Source organism: Sphingobacterium micropteri, assembly GCF_014692515.1.
GTDB lineage: Bacteria > Bacteroidota > Bacteroidia > Sphingobacteriales > Sphingobacteriaceae > Sphingobacterium > Sphingobacterium micropteri.
Window position 1 is genome coordinate 48,374 of the sequence record NZ_JACOIK010000018.1, and the last position, 19,346, is coordinate 67,719.

At 37.0% G+C, this 19,346-nt stretch carries 15 protein-coding genes; 11 read left to right on the forward strand and 4 right to left on the reverse strand.

Annotated features, from left to right (window positions below; genetic code table 11):
- Positions 1-66 precede the first annotated feature (66 nt).
- Entirely contained in the window at positions 67-2,220 is a 2,154-nt protein-coding gene (locus H8B06_RS19685) for an HD family phosphohydrolase (RefSeq protein WP_190995902.1), read from the reverse strand.
- A 112-nt stretch (positions 2,221-2,332) separates the two neighbouring features.
- Here H8B06_RS19685 and rpe point away from each other — a divergent pair, with 112 nt between their 5' ends.
- The 3 genes from rpe (at position 2,333) to H8B06_RS19700 (ending at position 8,503) form a co-directional block, all read left to right on the forward strand.
- Complete coding sequence (gene rpe, locus H8B06_RS19690) at positions 2,333-3,013, forward strand: ribulose-phosphate 3-epimerase (protein WP_190995903.1); 681 nt, start codon at positions 2,333-2,335, stop codon at positions 3,011-3,013.
- A 276-nt stretch (positions 3,014-3,289) separates the two neighbouring features.
- Entirely contained in the window at positions 3,290-6,061 is a 2,772-nt protein-coding gene (locus H8B06_RS19695) for a bifunctional aconitate hydratase 2/2-methylisocitrate dehydratase (protein WP_190995904.1), read from the forward strand.
- 174 nt (positions 6,062-6,235) lie between these two features.
- Positions 6,236-8,503: an aconitate hydratase gene (locus H8B06_RS19700; RefSeq protein WP_190995905.1), complete on the forward strand. Its 2,268-nt coding sequence runs from the start codon at positions 6,236-6,238 to the stop codon at positions 8,501-8,503.
- 65 nt (positions 8,504-8,568) lie between these two features.
- Here the strand turns inward: H8B06_RS19700 and H8B06_RS19705 are convergent, their stop codons facing one another.
- Positions 8,569-9,750, reverse strand: a complete 1,182-nt coding sequence (locus tag H8B06_RS19705) for a class I SAM-dependent methyltransferase (RefSeq protein WP_190995906.1) — start codon at positions 9,748-9,750, stop codon at positions 8,569-8,571.
- A 3-nt stretch (positions 9,751-9,753) separates the two neighbouring features.
- Positions 9,754-11,022 (reverse strand): aspartate kinase, encoded by a 1,269-nt coding sequence (locus tag H8B06_RS19710; protein WP_190995907.1) that lies wholly within the window; start codon positions 11,020-11,022, stop codon positions 9,754-9,756.
- A gap of 564 nt (positions 11,023-11,586) precedes the next feature.
- Here H8B06_RS19710 and H8B06_RS19715 point away from each other — a divergent pair.
- From H8B06_RS19715 to H8B06_RS19740, 6 genes are all read left to right on the forward strand, one after another.
- A complete protein-coding gene (locus H8B06_RS19715; RefSeq protein ID WP_112375732.1) occupies positions 11,587-12,357 on the forward strand; it encodes an SMODS-associated NUDIX domain-containing protein in 771 nt (256 codons plus the stop codon).
- Complete coding sequence (locus tag H8B06_RS19720; protein ID WP_190995908.1) at positions 12,347-13,549, forward strand: nucleotidyltransferase domain-containing protein; 1,203 nt, start codon at positions 12,347-12,349, stop codon at positions 13,547-13,549. Before H8B06_RS19715 ends, H8B06_RS19720 begins: the two co-directional genes overlap by 11 nt.
- On the forward strand, positions 13,527-13,952 hold the full coding sequence (locus H8B06_RS19725; protein ID WP_113264946.1) for a hypothetical protein: 426 nt from the start codon (positions 13,527-13,529) through the stop codon (positions 13,950-13,952). Before H8B06_RS19720 ends, H8B06_RS19725 begins: the two co-directional genes overlap by 23 nt.
- A 61-nt stretch (positions 13,953-14,013) precedes the next feature.
- Complete coding sequence (locus H8B06_RS19730; protein ID WP_112375729.1) at positions 14,014-14,610, forward strand: restriction endonuclease subunit S; 597 nt, start codon at positions 14,014-14,016, stop codon at positions 14,608-14,610.
- Entirely contained in the window at positions 14,600-16,129 is a 1,530-nt protein-coding gene (locus H8B06_RS19735; RefSeq protein ID WP_190995909.1) for a type I restriction-modification system subunit M, read from the forward strand. The genes H8B06_RS19730 and H8B06_RS19735 overlap by 11 nt, the downstream gene beginning before the upstream one ends.
- Before the next feature lie 47 nt (positions 16,130-16,176).
- Positions 16,177-17,382, forward strand: coding sequence for a restriction endonuclease subunit S (locus H8B06_RS19740; protein WP_223857807.1), 1,206 nt, complete (start codon positions 16,177-16,179; stop codon positions 17,380-17,382).
- On the opposite strand, the gene H8B06_RS19745 is transcribed toward H8B06_RS19740, so the two are convergent.
- Positions 17,375-17,953 carry a restriction endonuclease subunit S gene (locus H8B06_RS19745; RefSeq protein ID WP_190995910.1) on the reverse strand — a complete coding sequence of 193 codons (579 nt, stop codon included), beginning with the start codon at positions 17,951-17,953 and terminating at the stop codon, positions 17,375-17,377. The genes H8B06_RS19740 and H8B06_RS19745 overlap by 8 nt on opposite strands.
- 81 nt (positions 17,954-18,034) lie before the next feature.
- Between H8B06_RS19745 and H8B06_RS19750 the strand changes: the two genes are divergently transcribed.
- Both H8B06_RS19750 and H8B06_RS21015 read left to right on the forward strand, forming a co-directional pair.
- The gene (locus H8B06_RS19750; protein ID WP_190995911.1) at positions 18,035-18,928 is read left to right on the forward strand and encodes a DNA-binding protein; all 894 of its coding nucleotides are present in this window, start codon (positions 18,035-18,037) and stop codon (positions 18,926-18,928) included.
- A 90-nt stretch (positions 18,929-19,018) separates the two neighbouring features.
- A complete protein-coding gene (locus tag H8B06_RS21015; RefSeq protein ID WP_223857808.1) occupies positions 19,019-19,243 on the forward strand; it encodes a restriction endonuclease subunit S domain-containing protein in 225 nt (74 codons plus the stop codon).
- The last annotated feature ends 103 nt before the right edge of the window (positions 19,244-19,346 follow it).

Consider the following 19,346-nt stretch of genomic DNA (forward strand, 5'->3'; position numbering starts at 1 on the left):
TATTTCAATCCACAAAGCTTTAAACCCGTTTTTTTACTAAAAACGAATAAACATCTGACACTCAATTTAATTTTTTGTATTAGGCGTTGCAAGAGCAGTTTTCTTGTTGACATCATAGTCAATCCGTACGTGATAAATGCTCTTTAGCATCGATTTAAAAATATCCGAAACTTCGGTAATATCACGCATCGTAATATCAGAATTAATAAACTGCCGTTGAGCAATTTTGTAATCCACAATCTTATCTACCAAGTTATTGATAGACTCCTCGGTAGGCTCTTTCAACGCTCTTGAAGCAGCTTCTACCGAATCTGCAATCATGAGTACGGCAGTCTCTTTAGAAAAAGGTACCGGGCCTGGATATTTGAAGATGCTTTCGTCTACCAATTTGTCTGGATTGTTCTTGACGGCCATATTATAGAAATAATCGACTTTCGTTGTGCCGTGGTGTGTGCGTATAAAATCAATAATAACATCTGGCAGTTGGTTTTTCTTCGCCATTTCAATGCCTTTATGCACGTGCGATATAATAATTTGAGCAGATTGTTCCGGTGTAAGCTCCGCGTGGGGGTTGATGTCTGTTTTTTGGTTTTCGATGAAAAACAAAGGATTCGACATTTTCCCGATATCGTGATATAATGCTCCTGCACGAATTAACAACGGATTTCCACCAATTTTATAGATAGCTGCTTCTGCAAGATTAGCAACCTGTAAGGAATGCTGAAAAGTTCCAGGCGCTTTTAAGGAAAGTTCCCGTAACAAACGGGAATTACTATTGGTCAATTCCATTAACGTCAGATCGGAGACGATGCCAAATAAGCGCTCGAATGCATATATTAATGGATAGGCGAGGAGCGTTAATCCGACGCTAACAACGAAAGGTATAATGTCTGTCCAGTAAATAGTGCTTATAGATCCGTTACGTGTTAACACTAAACCCACATAAGCGATGATATAAGTCCCTAGAATGATAAGCGATGATACTAAAAACTGTTCCCGTTTGACGAGTGTTCTGATGCTGTAAATAGCCACCATACCGGTCATAAACTGTAAAAACACGAACTCAAAGCTATTTGGTACAAATAGGGCGGCTAGCAATACCATGAGCAAATGGATGTTCAGGGCTACACGTGTGTCGAACAACACCCTAAAGATAATTGGAACACTACAGTAGGGGATGTAATAAAGGTTAGGGATTTTCATGTTGATGGCCCATGAGAGCACACCAAGCATGGATATAATGACGATTAAAATAATAAATAGCAACCTGTTACTATCAAAGATAGTTGATCGGAAAAAATACAAGAAGACCATTAAAAGGGATACACACATGGAGATGACGACAAAGTGGCCAAGCATAACGTATCCCTGATTACCGCTAATGCGCGCTTCATCCTCAAAAACCTTACGTAAAGAAGTCAATTTCTGGTAAGTTTCATTACTGATGATTTTATCTTTTTCTGCGATAAGTTCTCCTTTTTGTACCATTCCACGGGTAGTAGAAATATTGGCCAACGCATTCTGTTCCGCTTTGTTTGTTAGATTTTCATGAAAAATGTAATTAATCGTAACGTAATTTTTGAGCGTCTCTGCCAGCCAGCTCTTCTGATCTATTTTGTTATTTCTGGAAAGGTTGCTTTCGATATACTGGTTAGCCGATTCGATGGTGAAAATATCTGCCGTATTTTTCTGTTGGGCAACATTATCTTGAAGTAGTGTGAAATTATACTGGCTTTGGGCTTGGTCCACCTGTTCCGCGTTCAGCCCCTTGTTTTGATAACGGTTATTCAACGAGATAATACCTCTATTGTAAACGTAACTAAGAAGGGCATTTCCGACAGACTGGTATGTTTCTTTATCTTGATTAGATATGGAATCCATATTTGCTATTTGCCATTTCTCCGCAATATCCGTATTAAATTGATCAATTTGTTCTTTGCTGACACTACTGTTTAAATTGTATATAGGTTGTACGGTCTTCAAAATCTGCTCTCTATCTTTATTAAGCTCCTCCTGTGTTTTTAAGATGGCAAAATTATAGGGAGATACAAGGTTCTCATGATTCCATACTTTTCCTTTTTCAAATTCGTACCGAAAGCGTGGTTGTTTAGGTAAAAAAATACAAATCAATATGATTGCCAAAATGATCATGGCAGATTTCACTATAAAAGAATTGTTTTGATTCTTGTCGCGAAGATAATTGATCTTGAGTTTAGCCACTTGCTTGTCGTTTTTATGCTATCCAATATAATTTACAACAAATGTACTAAATACTAATTTACTCGCATAATAGCCTTAAACTTCCGTATCTTTGCAAAAAGATATAAAGAACATGCCAATAACAAAACATCTGATAGCCCCCTCTGTTCTGGCCGCTGATTTTGCGAAGCTTTATGATGATATCCAAATGATAAACAATAGTGAGGCGGATTGGTTTCATATTGATATTATGGATGGTGTTTTTGTGCCGAATATCTCTTTTGGCTTTCCGGTTATGCAGGCGATTGCGAAATACGCAACTAAGCCATTAGATGTACACTTGATGATTGTAGACCCAGATCGTTATCTAAAAAACTGTAAGGATTCAGGTGCTTCTATGATTACCGTGCATTACGAAGCCTGTACACACCTTCACCGCACATTGGCAGCTATTAAGGAACTAGGTTGTAAAGCCGGTGTCGCCTTAAATCCCCATACGCCGGTGTCGTTGTTAGCGGATGTCATTCGGGATATCGATTTAGTGTTAGTCATGTCGGTGAACCCTGGATTTGGAGGCCAGAAGTTTATTGAACGTACCTATGATAAGGTGAAAGCTTTAAGAGCTTTAGCCGCAGGCGTGAACGATAGTTTATTAATCGAGATTGACGGGGGAGTAACCCTACAAAATGCTGCCCCACTGTTGCAGGCCGGAGCAAATGTATTGGTAGCCGGTTCCTTTGTATTTAATGCGGCAGATCCTCTGGAAACGATTAAAAAATTAAAGACTGTTGATTATACTATGCGTTCGGTATAACCACAGATTTTCTTTAATTATAAACTCCAATAATGAGATTGTTTATCAAAGTGATCAGCCTCATTGTTTTTGGTGGCATCTATTCAGTTTAGAATAATTCCAAATTATGCAATCAGGTGCTTATTTTCTCGATAAAGTTTGTTTTTTTTTACTTTTGCGCTGAAAAAAAAGAGTGTTGTTTTTCGGTAAATTGTTCCGTGAGCAACCTATTGATAAAAAAGTAATAACCGTTCATATTTATACAACAAAACGGTTTTAGCTTGATAATACACCATTATGAGTATATATAACGATTACATTCAGGAAATCGAAGAGAGAAAAGGACAAGGTCTTCATCCTAAACCTATTGATGGAGCAGAATTGTTAAGTGAAATCATTGAACAGATTAAAGATTCGAATAATCCATATCGGAAAGATTCAATTCAGTTTTTTGTGTACAATACCTTGCCTGGAACGACGCCCGCTGCAGGTGTAAAGGCTAAATTTCTCAAGGAAATTATCCTTGGACAGTTTTTTGTCGAAGAAATTACGCCGGCTTTTGCATTTGAGTTGTTGTCGCATATGAAGGGTGGGCCTTCCATCGAAGTATTGCTTGATCTAGCTTTAAGTGAAGATGCTGCAATTGCCAAAGAAGCCGCAAAAGTTTTGAAAACACAAGTATTCCTTTACGATGCGGATACGGATCGTTTAAAATCAGCTTACGAAAGTGGAAATGCTATTGCGAAAGAGATTTTGGAGAGTTATGCAAAAGCGGAATTTTTTACAGAGTTACCTGAAGTGCCTGAAGAAATAAACGTTGTTACTTATATCGCTGCCGAGGGAGATATTTCTACAGATTTATTATCTCCGGGTAATCAGGCGCATTCACGTTCTGACCGTGAGTTGCATGGAAAATGTATGATGTCGCTTCATGCGCAAGTGGAAATCAAAGCCTTACAAGCGAAACATCCGAATGCAAGTGTGATGTTAATTGCCGAAAAAGGGACGATGGGCGTAGGTTCGTCGCGTATGTCGGGAGTCAATAATGTTGCGCTCTGGACGGGTAAACAAGCGAGTCCTTATGTGCCGTTTGTAAATATTGCGCCGATCGTAGCAGGAACAAATGGGATTTCGCCGATTTTTCTAACGACAGTAGATGTGACCGGAGGTATTGGTATTGATTTGAAGAACTGGGTTAAAAAAATCGATGCCGATGGGAGACCCGTGTTGAACGAAAAAGGTGAACCGATTTTAGAACAAGTGTATTCTGTAGCTACCGGTACCGTATTGACCATTAATACGAAAACAAAAAAATTATATAACGGTGATCAGGAGTTGATTGATATTTCCAAATCATTAACTCCTCAGAAAATGGAGTTCATCAAAGCTGGAGGTTCGTATGCTATTGTGTTCGGTAAAAAAATCCAGACATTTGCAGCAAGAATTTTGGAGGTAGAAGCTCCGCAGGTATTTGCAGCTTCGAAGGAAATCACCGTCGAAGGACAAGGGCTGACAGCTGTTGAAAAAATATTTAACAAAAATGCTGTTGGTGTCACAGCAGATAAAGTTTTGCATGCCGGTTCAGACGTTCGCGTACAAGTTAACATCGTTGGCTCGCAAGATACAACAGGTTTGATGACGGCCCAGGAATTGGAATCTATGGCAGCTACTGTCATATCACCTATTGTCGATGGAGCGTATCAGTCAGGTTGCCATACAGCTTCGGTTTGGGATAAAAAAGCGCAGGCTAACATCCCGAAATTAATGAAGTTTATGAACGATTTTGGGTTGATTACAGCGCGGGATCCGAAAGGTGAATATCATGCGATGACCGATGTTATCCATAAAGTGTTGAACGACATTACCGTCGACGAATGGGCAATCATCATCGGTGGTGACTCCCATACGAGGATGTCTAAAGGGGTAGCTTTTGGTGCCGACTCGGGAACTGTTGCGTTGGCTTTAGCGACCGGTGAGGCTTCTATGCCGATTCCGGAATCTGTTAAAGTAACCTTTAAAGGCGAGATGAAAGATTATATGGATTTCCGCGATGTGGTTCACGCGACACAAGCCCAAATGCTTAAACAATTTGGTGGTGAAAACGTATTCCAAGGAAGGGTTATCGAAGTTCATATCGGAACACTTCCCGCTGACCAAGCCTTTACGTTTACCGATTGGACGGCAGAAATGAAAGCGAAAGCATCTATCTGTATTTCGGAAGATGATACCTTGATTGAGTCATTGGAAATTGCGAAACGTAGAATCCAGATCATGATTGATAAGGGAATGGATAACAACAACGCGGTGCTCCAAGGCTTGATTAATAAAGCGAATAAACGTATTGAAGAAATCAAATCTAGTGAAAAACCAGCCTTGAAGCCAGATGCCGATGCAAAATATTACGCTGAAGTGGTGATTGATTTGGATATCATCGATGAACCAATGATTGCCGATCCGGATGTCAACAACGAAGATGTTTCGAAACGCTATACACATGATACGATACGTGATTTGACGTATTACGGTGGTGATAAAAAAGTGGACCTTGGTTTCGTAGGCTCGTGTATGGTACACAAAGGTGATTTGAAAATTGTTTCTAAAATGCTGCGTAATATAGAAGAACAGCAGGGTGAAGTGAAATTTAATGCACCTTTGGTTGTAGCCGCTCCGACTTATAATATTATTGATGAGTTGAAAGAAGAAGGAGATTGGGCATTGTTGGAAAAATATTCCGGATTTGAGTTTAACGACGCTGCACCAAAGGGTGCCGCCCGTACAGAATATGAAAATATGATGTATTTGGAACGTCCAGGTTGCAATCTTTGTATGGGTAACCAAGAAAAAGCGGAGAAAGGTGACACGGTAATGGCTACGTCAACCCGTCTTTTCCAAGGTCGTGTAGTCGAAGATTCGGAACGTAAAAAAGGAGAATCTTTGTTGGCTTCAACTCCGGTTGTCGTGTTATCGGCAATTTTGGGAAGAATTCCGACAATTGAAGAATATAAAGCGGCTGTAGTCGATATCGATTTGACTAAATTCACACCGTCAAACAAGCAACTTGTTCATTAGTTGTAGGTAATTTCAATCGTACGGACAGCATCCGAAATCCATATCGATTTCGGATGCTGTTTTTTTGTAGGTCAACGCTCGCTTTCCATTCTTGACAATTTGATATTTACACCATTTTTTCGTATCTTTCGCTAAATCAAATTGTTAATAAACGAATTTATTTAGAGAGAGAATATGGCTTTTGACATTGAAATGATTAGGAAGGTGTATAGCCAATATGACGAACGCATTGCTGCTGCGCGTCAAGTGGTTAATAAACCTTTAACGCTTGCGGAGAAAATTCTGTATACACATTTATGGGCAGGAACCGCAACCGAAGCTTATGAGCGAGGAGCTTCTTATGTAGATTTTGCACCGGATCGTGTTGCCATGCAAGATGCTACGGCACAAATGGCTTTATTGCAGTTTATGCAAGCCGGACGCCCTAAAGTAGCGGTACCTTCAACTGTTCACTGTGACCACTTAATCCAGGCAAGGGATGGTGCGGAACAGGACTTGACACGAGCGAAAAACGAAAGCTCAGAAGTATTTAATTTTTTATCTTCTGTATCCAATAAATATGGAATAGGCTTTTGGAAGCCAGGGGCAGGTATTATCCACCAAGTGGTGTTGGAGAACTATGCTTTCCCTGGTGGAATGATGATTGGAACGGACTCACACACAGTGAATGCCGGAGGCTTAGGTATGGTGGCTATTGGTGTTGGCGGAGCTGACGCTTGCGATGTCATGGCTGGTTTACCATGGGAACTTAAATTCCCAAAACTAATCGGTGTTAAATTGACCGGTAAGTTATCTGGATGGGTTGCACCAAAAGATGTCATTCTAAAAGTAGCCGGTATTTTGACGGTAAAAGGTGGTACAGGTGCTATTGTCGAGTATTTTGGCGAAGGAGCAGAGTCCTTATCATGTACAGGTAAAGGTACCATTTGTAACATGGGGGCGGAGATTGGAGCAACAACTTCGACTTTCGGTTATGATGCTTCTATGGAACGTTATCTACGTGCCACTGATCGTGCTGACGTTGCTGATGCAGCAAATGCAATCAAACAGCATCTAACAGCCGATCCTGAAGTATATGCGAATCCAGAGCAATATTTTGATCAGTTAATTGAAATCAATTTGTCTGAATTGGAACCGTCGTTGAATGGTCCGTTTACACCGGATTTATATACGCCGGTTTCGCGTATGCGCGAAGAAGCGGAAAAGAATGGTTGGCCTTTAAAAGTCGAATGGGGGTTGATCGGTTCCTGTACAAACTCTTCTTACGAGGATTTATCCCGTGCCGCTTCAATTGCTAAACAGGCTATTGATAAAGGCTTGGTTACAAAAGCGGAATTTGGTATTAACCCGGGTTCGGAACAGGTACGATATACAGCAGACCGTGACGGTTTGCTAAAAACGTTTGAAGATTTAAACGCTACTATCTTTACGAACGCTTGTGGCCCTTGTATCGGTATGTGGGATCGTGCTGGAGCTGATAGACAAGAGAAAAATACCATTGTCCACTCGTTTAACAGAAACTTTGCAAAACGTGCTGACGGTAATCCAAATACGTACGCCTTTGTGACTTCTCCGGAAATGGTGGCCGCAATTGCTATCGCTGGTAATCTAGGGTTTAACCCAGTTACGGATACGTTGACTAACAAAAACGGTGAGCAGGTTAAACTGGATCCACCAACAGGTGATGAATTGCCGTCAAAAGGTTTTGATGTGGAAGATCCAGGATATCAGGCGCCAGCAGCCGATGGTTCGGCAGTAACAGTGGACGTATCGCCTACGTCTGATCGTCTTCAATTATTAGAACCATTCGCTGCATGGGAAGGTACGGATCTTACTGGATTGAAACTGTTAATAAAAGCCAAGGGTAAATGTACGACCGACCATATTTCGATGGCAGGGCCTTGGTTGAAATATCGAGGGCATTTGGATAATATTTCTAACAATATGCTTATTGGAGCGGTCAATTTCTTTAACGATAAAACAGACTTTGTGAAGAATCAATTGACTGGTGAATATGCGGCAGTGCCAGCTACACAACGTGCCTACAAAGCGGCAGGTATTGGTTCGATCGTCGTTGGTGATGAAAACTATGGTGAAGGATCTTCTCGTGAACATGCGGCCATGGAGCCTCGTCATCTAGGTGTGCGTGCGGTGTTAGTTAAATCTTTCGCCCGTATTCACGAAACCAACTTAAAGAAACAAGGTATGTTGGGCTTAACGTTTGACAATAAGGACGATTACGATAAAATTAAAGAGGATGATACTATTGACATCATTGGCTTAACAACGTTTGCTCCTGGAAAACCATTGACTATTGTCTTGCATCATGCTGATGGCACACAAGATAGTATCTTGGTTAATCATACATACAATGCACAGCAGATTGAATGGTTTAAAGCCGGTGGAGCATTGAATATTATCCGTGCAAATCAAACGAAATAAATTTAAGTAAGTAAACGAATGCGAAAGCCGCGGCTCTTTAATAGGTCGTGGCTTTTTCTATGGTCTTAAATGCGCTTCGCATACACAACCACAAGCCGGTCATCATATAGTGTCGTAAAATATAAATAATCTTCTCCGCCCTCTTTAATTTTGAATTTCTTTCGGATCTGTTCGACTTTTAAAGGAAAATTTTTAGTGACGATATTGGCTTTCGCTACACCAACACTTTTTTTAAATATAGAAAACGGAACAACCTGTTGTATACGAAAGACACGTCCAGGAAAATCACCTATGACATCATCGTGGCTATACAAATGGCTGTGCTGATGTAGTTTCTGAAGATGGAAAGCGGTAGCGACAGATTTAAAAGCACCCGCTTTGGTAATGGCCACATCAGGGTCATATAGAAAGTTTGTCGGTTTCCCCAATGTTGGTACCGTTTCCTTCTCTTGTATATAATTAAAAGAGAACGTCTGCGATTTGTCTGCCGATAGACGTACGGCATGAATAGTCGGTATGCCTTGAAAAGATTTCTCCTGGACAAACAATAATTCCTTACAATCGTTTTCGATGCTGATGACGTATACTTCTCTGACATGTGGCAGTACATTTAATGCCCCCGAGATATCGAGCAGTGGTGCTGATTTAGTGAGGAGCGTATCCGAATGTTCAAAAAATAAGGATTGATAAGCGAGTATATTAGGTTCGCAATCTTCCAGCCGGAAAACTTTTTGATTTTTTACTCTACGGGATGGATCAGTATAAATATAATCATATCGTTTACGTGATGAAGCTAAGAAAGTGATGCCATCTCCCGTGTGAAATTGTACGTTGTCTATAGCTAATTCAAGAAAATTATGCGCTACGATTTGCGACAGTTGGGGGTTAATTTCACAATGTATTACTTTTTTTGCACAACGTGCAAAAAAATAGCTGTCCACACCAAACCCTCCCGTCAAATCTAACACCGTACAGTCTGGTGAAAGAAGGGAAACCTTGAACTTTCCAGTCTTGGCAGAGGAACACTGCTCCAGGTTAAGTTTTTCGGGGAAATATAAGGCTTTGTCTTGTTTTAGCCATTCCGGCATTTTACTGCTCACTTTTTGCCAGCCGGTTATCTGTTGTGCAAGTTCTGACGATGAGACGCCCTCAAATGGACTTTTTTTCAACGCAATCCGGCTTGCATCCATGTCAGCATGCTGTCGGATAAACGTCTGAACTTCCGCTAACAAAATGTTTCCGTTCACCCTTTAGCTCCTTAACTCCTTAACTAGTAACTGGCAGGTGTAACTATCTTTCAGCTCCCGGATAATTTCCTTATTCACCAATACCCGATCGATAGTTTCTTGATTATAATAGCGTATCGTAATAAGTTCCAAACCCTTTTCAACACTTACCTTATAGCGTTTTTCCAATTCTTCGAGCAAGACATCCACATTAGCACCGGTATCATCAATACTAACACAGAAGCTTATGGCGCTGTTGTGCATCATATTTATTTTGATACGGTGGTTATGGAAGAGGTTGAATATATGGCTTAAGTTATCCTCTACAATAAAAGAAAAATCCCGCGGCTGTATACTCACAAAAACCTGATTGACTTTAAAAATAAAAGAAGGAATAGGCAGTCCATCATTTGTCGTACGAATCAGTGTTCCGGGTTGCTCGGGAGCGACAAAAGAGCGTACATTTAACGTGATTTTCTTGTTCTGTAACGGTTTAATTGTCTTCGGATGGATAACTGTTGCCCCGTAATACGTTAACTCAATAGCGTCGGTATAGGATAATTCCGGAATGAGTTCTGTCGGATTAAACCATTTTGGATCAGCATTGAGCACACCGGGTACATCTTTCCATATGGTCACATTATCAACCTGTAGGCAAGCTGCGAATATAGCTGCCGAATAATCGGATCCCTCGCGACCCAGCGTTGTGGTGAAGTTTTCCGAGGTAGAGCCGATAAAACCTTGTGTGATAATGATTTGATTGTCGAGTATACTTGGTAATTCTCTGCGGATTTTATCTTCTGTTTTTTGCCAGTTAACGTCTGCTTCCCGATAGGTGTTGTCCGTAAAAATGTAATCACGTGCATCTATCCATTTGATAGGCAACCCAATGTGGGTACAGTAAGCAGCAAGGATTTTTGAAGAAACAATTTCGCCGGCAGAAACAATCTGATCATGCAGATAGTCGTATGCATCTTGTGGTTCTTCTTCCAGTATCCATTCAATTTCTACGAAGCAATTTGCAATTTCATCAAATATGGGATGATGCGATACGCCGAAAAGTGCTGTCAGAATCTGTTGATGTGCTGTTTTTACCTTTTCCAACAAGTCAAATGCTTGCCCGGTCTGGTCCGCAAAATGTTGGGTAACCTCGGTCAGCGCATTGGTGGTTTTACCAAGTGCAGAAACCACCACAAGCAACTCATCCTCCTTATATTTAGTTATAATATCTGCTACATTTCGGATGCTGTCCGCATCTTTTACTGATGCTCCGCCAAATTTAAATACTTGCATTAAAATGTTTTTTATTTTAAAGTTTTCAGGAAAAAGCTGTATCGGTTGAATACTAAGCTTTTATAAAGATTATCAAAAAAGTCAGGTAACGATTTGGTAACGGTGCTTATTACTTTGTTTTTCAATACATTTCCGTTCGCTCGTAGCAAATATACATATTTTTCAGAAATCCGTCCCAATCAATTATATTTTCTTAAAATATCAATAAATATTAAACCAAATAGACATCTTTGAGATGGCTATTTCCATTTTGTAATCCTTGTACTTGCATTTTTATTTGTGTATTCAAAATGTTTTTTTATCTTTGTACAAGAATTACTAAAACAAAAAAACCAAATTCTACTGCACATAGATTTGGTTTTAAGATATTTTTGATGTTTGACTTATAAAATCCCCGTATTGCGCTTAACAATACATCTCCTGAGGCTAGTCACCTCATTATGGTTTAGAGTATTATAGTCTGTTTCGTTTTTGCAAAACTATGTATTTATATGTATATACACAAGTTTTCATTGGTTATAATGCTCTATTAAGCAATTTTTATAAATATTTAAATCTAAGCTAATGGCAGCAAACACAGTTTTAGCAGCTTTAGGTATGGCTGCTGGTAAGGTTATCATAAAAAAAGCAACAGAATCGTTGCTAGATAACAAAAATCAAATTTATACCTATTTACAGTCCAATTTTACTAAATTAAAGAATGAGGATGTTCGATTTTCTATCAGTTATTTAATCAGAATTAAAATTCCCGGCACTTCTAAATTTTTGTTAGTTCGTGGTCACCGTATTAAAGACCAACTACAACCTGTAGGTGGTGTTTACAAAAAACTTAACGGTTTTTCAGAATTTGAAAAATGGGGATATAAGGAAGATTGCGGAGCGAAGGGAATGAAATCGGATGATATTAGCAAAGACGATTTACGTTTTCGAGTGAAAGGTAAATATGCTTTAGATGTTATTAAATGGTTTGAATCCAGAAAAGACCGTGAAACAACCTATGACCGTGAATTCAACGAAGAGCTTATTGAAGACCATGGATTTGATAAAGATATTTTTTACTCCAAATCATTCAGAGAGGTGCAAAAAACGATGAAAGTATTTGGTTACAGTACTTTTCATCAATGTTATGAAGTTTTGATTTATGACATTGTTGAGTTTCTTCCAACTCTGGAACAAGAAGTAGTGCTGAAAAAACTTCTAAAAAATCCTCGCAAATTAGGCAGTGATTTCATGGTAGTAGACATCAGCGAAATTGAAAGATTATTGGTAATTGAGCATGAAGAACAAATTGCTAAAATTGGAGAACACACAAAATATTTAATCAATGAAAAATAATTTACATAAATATACAGACCAAGAATTCAAAAAAGATGAACTCTTAGCAATAATAGCTTCAAATTTAGAGCTTGATGAAACACGCAAAAGCCAAATGGAATCTGCTTACCGAGCTGTAAATGACGTTTTGTCAAGAGACGAAGATTTTTTTAAAGATTATACAATAAATGTATATGCACAAGGCTCTTTGTTAATAGGCACAACTATCAAACCACTTTCTGGAAAAGAATTTGATTTAGATATTGTTTTACACATTGAGGATTCTTATCTAAATCATACACCTTCAGAAATTTATGATGAACTGTATCGTGTTTTAAATAATCACAGCACCTATCAACCGCTCTTGCAGAAAAAGAATCGTTGTATCCGTATTAACTATAATAGCGATTTCCATATGGATATTTTACCAGGATGCATGATTACTACAAGCAATACAAGATTGATGATTCCTGAGAACAAATATAGGACGTCTTGGTCAAGAACAAACCCAAAAGGATATGCTGAATGGTTCACAAATATTTCGGAAAGAAACAAATCAAACTTTCTTCTTCAGGAAAGATATAATATTATGTTAAAAGCTGAGATAGAAACTGAAGATTTACCTTTAGATGTCTATTTGAAAACGCCATTGCAACGTACAGTTCAAATTGTCAAGAGATATCGAGATTTATATTATTTTGATAAGGATACAGCGAAAACTCCATGCATTTCAAGTATTGTGTTGACCACATTATTAGCACAAAGCCATGCTGATAATCCTTCTATTCAGGAAGCTTTAAAAAATGCCGTCCAAAAATTAAAGAAATTAGCGGATGATTACAAATATCACAAAATAAAATTTACTGTTTATAATCCGGTTGATAATCACGAGGACAAAAGTAAAAGAGAGAATTTTACCGATTCGTGGGAGGATAAACATTATAACAGTTTTGTAGGCTTCGTAGAAGACTTTGAGAAAAAATTAAATGCGTTCATTGGTAATTCAACGAATGAGTCAAATTATAAAGATTTATTTGGAAATGGATATTACAAACAAAACATCCAAACTTTGGTTAAGTTGGAAGAAAGTTTTAAAGGGAATCCTCAATTAGCCGCATTGCTTTCTGGAACAGCTTACACAGACTCAAGTGGTCAAATTAATACCTCATCAGGTGTAAAAAATGGAAGTCATGGATTTTATGCTGAATCCTAAAGAACGAGCTCAAAAATACTGGATGGGATTTTTATATAAAACGCTGATTGAATGTGAAAAAGAATTCAAATGGTTATCTTTTGAAGTGAAAGGAAAATTACTTGAAGGAAAAGGTACGTTGGAATTGAATAACAGAAAATATCATTTGAAAGTGCTATGTTCTCCATTTTTCCCCAATAGATTTGAAAGAGTAATGGTAGAAACTAAAAATCTTATAAAATGTGCAGATACACATTTTAACGGTGATGGTTCACTTTGTTTGTATCATCCAGTTTTTGATTTAAAAGGTAGACCTTATCTTGATTTAGTAGAAGTCATTCCGTGGATATCTGAATGGATATATTATTATGACAAGTATTTGGAATATAAAGTTTGGTTAGGTCCCGAATATCCTCATAATTGATGTTAATTTGCAAGTTCTCTGTTCTTTATACAGAACGGAGAGCTTGTTTAAAAATAAAGAAATGAACAAAAAGTTTAAATTATCAGATATTGTTAATATAAGGTCGGGAATGGTGGTTCCTAAAACCGTTAACAATGATGAGAAGCAACTGACCGATGCCTATGTTAGAATGGTTGGAACTTCTGATTATGATGATGATGGAAATTTAAGAAACGATCTTGAAGCTAACGTTTTGATAAAGCCGGCTATTGAAAAAAATTTCTTACAATATAACGAGGTTTTATTCAATGCCAAGGGAAGACGTTTTTTCGCTGCCTTATTCCGCAATGAATATTCCTTTACTATTGCCAGTGCTTCTTTTCTGGTTTTAACTATTCAAAATAATCTTATTTTACCTGAATTCTTAGTTTGGTATCTGAATCATCCTGAAACATTAAAAGTATTTGCTTCTAAAATGACGACCCAAAATATACCCTCGATCACAAAACAAGAATTAGGAGACTTGGAAATTATTATTCCTAATTTAGAGACGCAAAAGCAGATCATAAAATTAGATTTCTTAAAAAAAGAACAAGTTGTTATTCAAAAGGAGTTAATCACTCTTAAAGAAAATTTAATCAATACAGTAACTTATAAAAAACTACAAAATGAGTACTAAAGTAAGTCAAAAAGATATAAACAATACAGTATGGAAAGCTTGTGACACATTTCGTGGTACAATCGATCCTTCTCAATATAAAGATTACATACTCACCATGTTATTTCTAAAGTATGTAACCGATGTGTATAATGAGAAAAAAGAAGAATATGCAAAAAAATATGAAGGCAACGAAGAACGTGTAAAAAGAGCATTGGAGCGAGAGCGTTTTATAGTTCCTGAAGAATCAAGCTTTTATTTTTTATATGAAAACCGTAACAATCCAAAGATTGGGGAAATGATCAATCATGCTTTAGCGGAATTGGAGGAAGCAAACAGAGAAAAATTAGGCGGTCATGATGGATCTAATATTTTTAGAAATATTGATTTTAACAGCTCTAATTTGGGAGATGCAAAAGGCAAAATAACCAGATTACGTAATTTGTTGAACGATTTTTATTCTTTAAACCTTTCTTCTTCTCATTTAGAGAATAACGATGTCATTGGAGGAGCATACGAATTTTTGATAGCTAATTTTGCATCTGATTCAGGGAAAAAAGCAGGAGAATTTTTTACTCCGGCGGAGGTTTCTACATTATTGGCTAAGCTGACCAAATCTAAACCAGGTTCACGTATTTATGATCCTACTTGTGGTTCAGGCTCTCTTTTAATCAAAGCAGGACGCCAGGTGGGTGATAATAACTTTTCGCTATATGGTCAAGAAGCAAATGGTAGTACTTGGGCATTGGCTGTAATGAATATGTATCTGCATGGCTATGATAGTGCTGTGATACGTTGGGGAGATACGTTGAGAAACCCAAAGCACAAGGAAGGAGATGCTTTAATGTTATTCGATACGGTAGTAGCCAACCCTCCTTTTTCATTGGATAAATGGGGAGCAGATGATTTGGCAAGTGACTCTTACAATCGTTTCTGGAGAGGTTTGCCACCAAAATCTAAAGGAGATTGGGCTTTCATTTCACATATGATAGAATCATTGAATAATACTGGTAAAGCAGGTGTGGTTGTACCACATGGTGTATTATTTAGAGGAGCTGCTGAAGGAAAAATTCGCACTAAAACGATTGAAGAAGATTTGATTGAAGCAGTGATAGGCTTACCTTCCAATTTGTTTTTTGGCACAAGTATTCCGGCTGTTATTCTTATTTTCAACAAGCAAAAAGTAAACAAAGAGAAAGTACTGTTTATTGATGCCAGCAAAGATTTTGTACCGGGAAAAAATCAAAATTCCTTAGGGGAAAAACACATTCAGCATATTACAGATATTTTCACGCAGTTTCATGATCAGGCAATGGAAACAGGAATTGTTGAAGAAAGATTCGCTTATATAGCCAGTTTTGAAGAGGTAAAGGAGAATGATTTCAACCTCAACATTCCTCGTTATGTTGATACTTTTGAACCAGAACCCGAAATCGACATTCAGGCAGTGATGCAGGAAATCAAATCTTTGGAAGCAAAACGAGATGAGTTGGATAAGGAGATTAATATGTATTTGAAAGAATTGGGAATTGATTTTTAATTTTTTAAATCCTTAATGTTTTTACTAACGAAAATTGAGTCATCGAGATGGAAAATAAAAAATTAAAAGTAGGTAACGTTCCCCCTTTGAGATTTCCGGGATTTGAAGAGGAATGGCAAACGAAGAGGTTGGGAGAGATTGCTGATAAAGTCAATAGTGGAAAGACTCCTTTAGGAGGTGAAACCGTTTACACAAAGGAAGGTATACTTTTTATACGGAGTCAAAATGTAAACAACGACAGGTTAGAATTAGATAATTCTGTATTTATTCCAGAATCTGTAAATAACCAAATGAAAAACAGCATTGTTAACCCCAATGATATACTTCTTAATATAACAGGTGCTTCATTGGGGCGGAGCTGTGTTGTGTCTAATGATTTTAAAATTGGAAATGTTAATCAACATGTCTGCATTATAAGATTAAGTCAACAATATAATCCAAGATTTATTCAACCTATATTTTCATCAAATAAAGGTCAAATTATTTTCAATAATTTACAAACGGGGAGCGGTCGTGAAGGTCTAAATTTTGAAAGCATCAAGGGTATAAAATTATTTACACCTATCTTGGATGAACAACTAAAAATCGCATCTTTTTTATCACTCATTGACGAAAGAATCCAAACCCAAAACAAAATAATTGAGGAGTTGAAGTTATTAAAGAATACGATTAGTAAGAAAATATTCTCTGCTCAATTGAGCTTTAAAAATGAAAATGGGTATGTTTTCCCTAAGTGGGACTCAAAAGAAGTAGGTGAAATTTTTAAAATAACAAGAGGAAATGTCTTAGCCATGAATCTATTGTCAAATGAAAGGAATAAAGAAAAACCTTTTCCTGTTTATTCTTCACAAACAAAAAACAAAGGACTGGCAGGTTATCATAGTGATTTTTTATTTGAGAATGCTATTACTTGGACAACCGATGGTGCTAATGCAGGTGATGTAAACTATCGTATCGGAAAATTCTATTGTACAAATGTTTGCGGAGTTTTATTAAGTAAAGATGGTTATGCAAATGTCTGTATTTCTGAATTAATAAACTCTGTATCAAAAAAATATGTTTCTTATGTTGGAAACCCCAAATTAATGAATGGAATTATGGCTAAAATAAAAATTCCATTTCCATCTTTGGAGGAACAACATAAAATAGCTGACTTTTTATTATCTATCGATGCGAAAATTGAAATTGAAACCAGTATTTTACAGCAATTAGAGAGACAAAAGACATACTTTTTAGCCAATTTGTTTATATAAATAAATTGGCTAAAAGATATTGTTTCTGTTTAATCAATAGCATATGAATTTCAAACTCAGTTTTTACTTTATCATCAATACTTGATAAAAAATTTGCAACATGTTTCTGTTGAATATAATTTGGCAATTGTATTTCCATAGGTTCAATTTCGGAAATGTAATGGCGTTTGTGTTCATTTGACGATAGATTTAAAAATGACAAATATTCAAATATAAATTTTAGATTCACATTTGGTTTAGCTGTCAAAATTTTAATTGCTGATGATTTTACTTTGAATAGAAAATCCACAAACTTTACATCCATTGTAAAATCATCGAAAATAATACATTGCCCCTTATCATAAATACCATATTCTTCATCGGTATATCCCAATACAAAAGCTTTATTCGCGGTTAGAACTGGAATCAAGGAAATATCAGATGAATAATCTGTATTTGTCACCAAATATTTAGTTGGCTGTTCATAGTTTAAAGCATCCTTAACTTGAACCAATTCATTTTCTTGATTAAGAATTTGTTCATAGAGTTGATAGCGAATCGTATTCACATAGGAAATTAAATCCTTAATCATGCCGTTATCGGCAGAAATCAATCAATATATAGTTGTTATTTGTTGTATATTTGCCGATAACGGCATCTATAATCAAAAGCTATGAATTATATTTCAGTAAGTGAGTTTGCAAAAAGGTGGAATGTTCCGGAAAGAACCGTCCGGAATTACTGTGCAACAGGAAGGATTAAGGGGGCTTTCTTAACTGGTAAAACATGGAATATTCCCGATGATGCGATATTGCCTGAGAAAGCAAATAAGAAGAAATTTAGTGATAATCCATTACTCAATCATTTCAAAGAGCAAAAAGAAATGAAGCTCAAAGGTGGTATTTATCACCGTACGCAAATCGATCTGACCTATAACTCAAACCGCATAGAAGGAAGCAAGTTAACCCATGATCAAACTCGATATATTTTTGAAACGAATACTATCGGAGCTTCCAAAGAAAGCGTTAATGTAGATGACATCATAGAAACGACCAATCACTTTCGATGTATTGATTTAATCATTGATAAAGCAAAATCTAAATTATCAGAATCATTTATAAAGGAATTACATTTTCTCCTGAAATCAGGAACATCTGATAGTCGAAAAGACTGGTTTAATGTTGGCGAATACAAAAAGCTCCCTAACGAAGTAGGTGGCAATGAAACTTGCCCACCTAAAGAGGTGACGGCAAAAATGAAAGATTTACTTTCTGGTTACCACAGCATTGAAAAGAAAACTTTTGAAGATATTATAGACTTTCACTACCAGTTTGAAATCATTCACCCTTTTCAGGACGGAAACGGTCGTGTTGGTCGGCTAATCATGTTTAAGGAATGTCTTGCCAATAATATAGTGCCCTTCATTATTGATGAAGACATTAAACTGTTTTACTACAGAGGTTTACAGGAGTGGAATCATATTCGAGAATACTTGTTAGATACCTGTCTTACAGCTCAGGATAATTACAAAGCTATTCTTCAATATTTTGAAATAGAGTTTGATTAGATTTGAGATATTATTTCCCATAGTAAAGGGCTAAGTGAAAAGATATTTTCTCGAAAAATTAGATTTAGGGAATTTAAGGATGGATGGACATTGAAGAGTTTGGGAGAAATTTGTGAGAAAACAAAAAGTGGAGGCACACCAAAATCGACCATAAAAGAATATTATGAGGGTAATATTCCATTTCTTTCAATCAGTGATATGACAATACAAGGGAAGTATTTATTTTCAACTGAAAGAAATATCTCTGAATTAGGATTAAAGAGCTCGGCAAGTTGGATAGTTCCAATAAATTGCATTAGTTTCGATTTCATCTGACAGTTAAAGGGCAAACAAACTAGATTTGTAATGCGAATAACAAATTGAAGTTTAACCCCTTAACAATGTCAGACATGAATGTAGAGACAAAATTAATCAAAAG

Coding starts and splice junctions, on each gene's coding strand:
- H8B06_RS19745 (WP_190995910.1), bottom strand. CDS start 17,953: ATGATTAAGGATTTAATTTCCTATGTGAATACGATTCGCTATCAACTC.
- H8B06_RS19750 (WP_190995911.1), top strand. CDS start 18,035: ATGAATTATATTTCAGTAAGTGAGTTTGCAAAAAGGTGGAATGTTCCG.
- H8B06_RS19700 (WP_190995905.1), top strand. CDS start 6,236: ATGGCTTTTGACATTGAAATGATTAGGAAGGTGTATAGCCAATATGAC.
- H8B06_RS19710 (WP_190995907.1), bottom strand. CDS start 11,022: ATGCAAGTATTTAAATTTGGCGGAGCATCAGTAAAAGATGCGGACAGC.
- H8B06_RS19735 (WP_190995909.1), top strand. CDS start 14,600: ATGAGTACTAAAGTAAGTCAAAAAGATATAAACAATACAGTATGGAAA.
- H8B06_RS19740 (WP_223857807.1), top strand. CDS start 16,177: ATGGAAAATAAAAAATTAAAAGTAGGTAACGTTCCCCCTTTGAGATTT.
- rpe (WP_190995903.1), top strand. CDS start 2,333: ATGCCAATAACAAAACATCTGATAGCCCCCTCTGTTCTGGCCGCTGAT.
- H8B06_RS19720 (WP_190995908.1), top strand. CDS start 12,347: ATGAAAAATAATTTACATAAATATACAGACCAAGAATTCAAAAAAGAT.
- H8B06_RS19725 (WP_113264946.1), top strand. CDS start 13,527: ATGGATTTTATGCTGAATCCTAAAGAACGAGCTCAAAAATACTGGATG.
- H8B06_RS19695 (WP_190995904.1), top strand. CDS start 3,290: ATGAGTATATATAACGATTACATTCAGGAAATCGAAGAGAGAAAAGGA.
- H8B06_RS19715 (WP_112375732.1), top strand. CDS start 11,587: ATGGCAGCAAACACAGTTTTAGCAGCTTTAGGTATGGCTGCTGGTAAG.
- H8B06_RS19730 (WP_112375729.1), top strand. CDS start 14,014: ATGAACAAAAAGTTTAAATTATCAGATATTGTTAATATAAGGTCGGGA.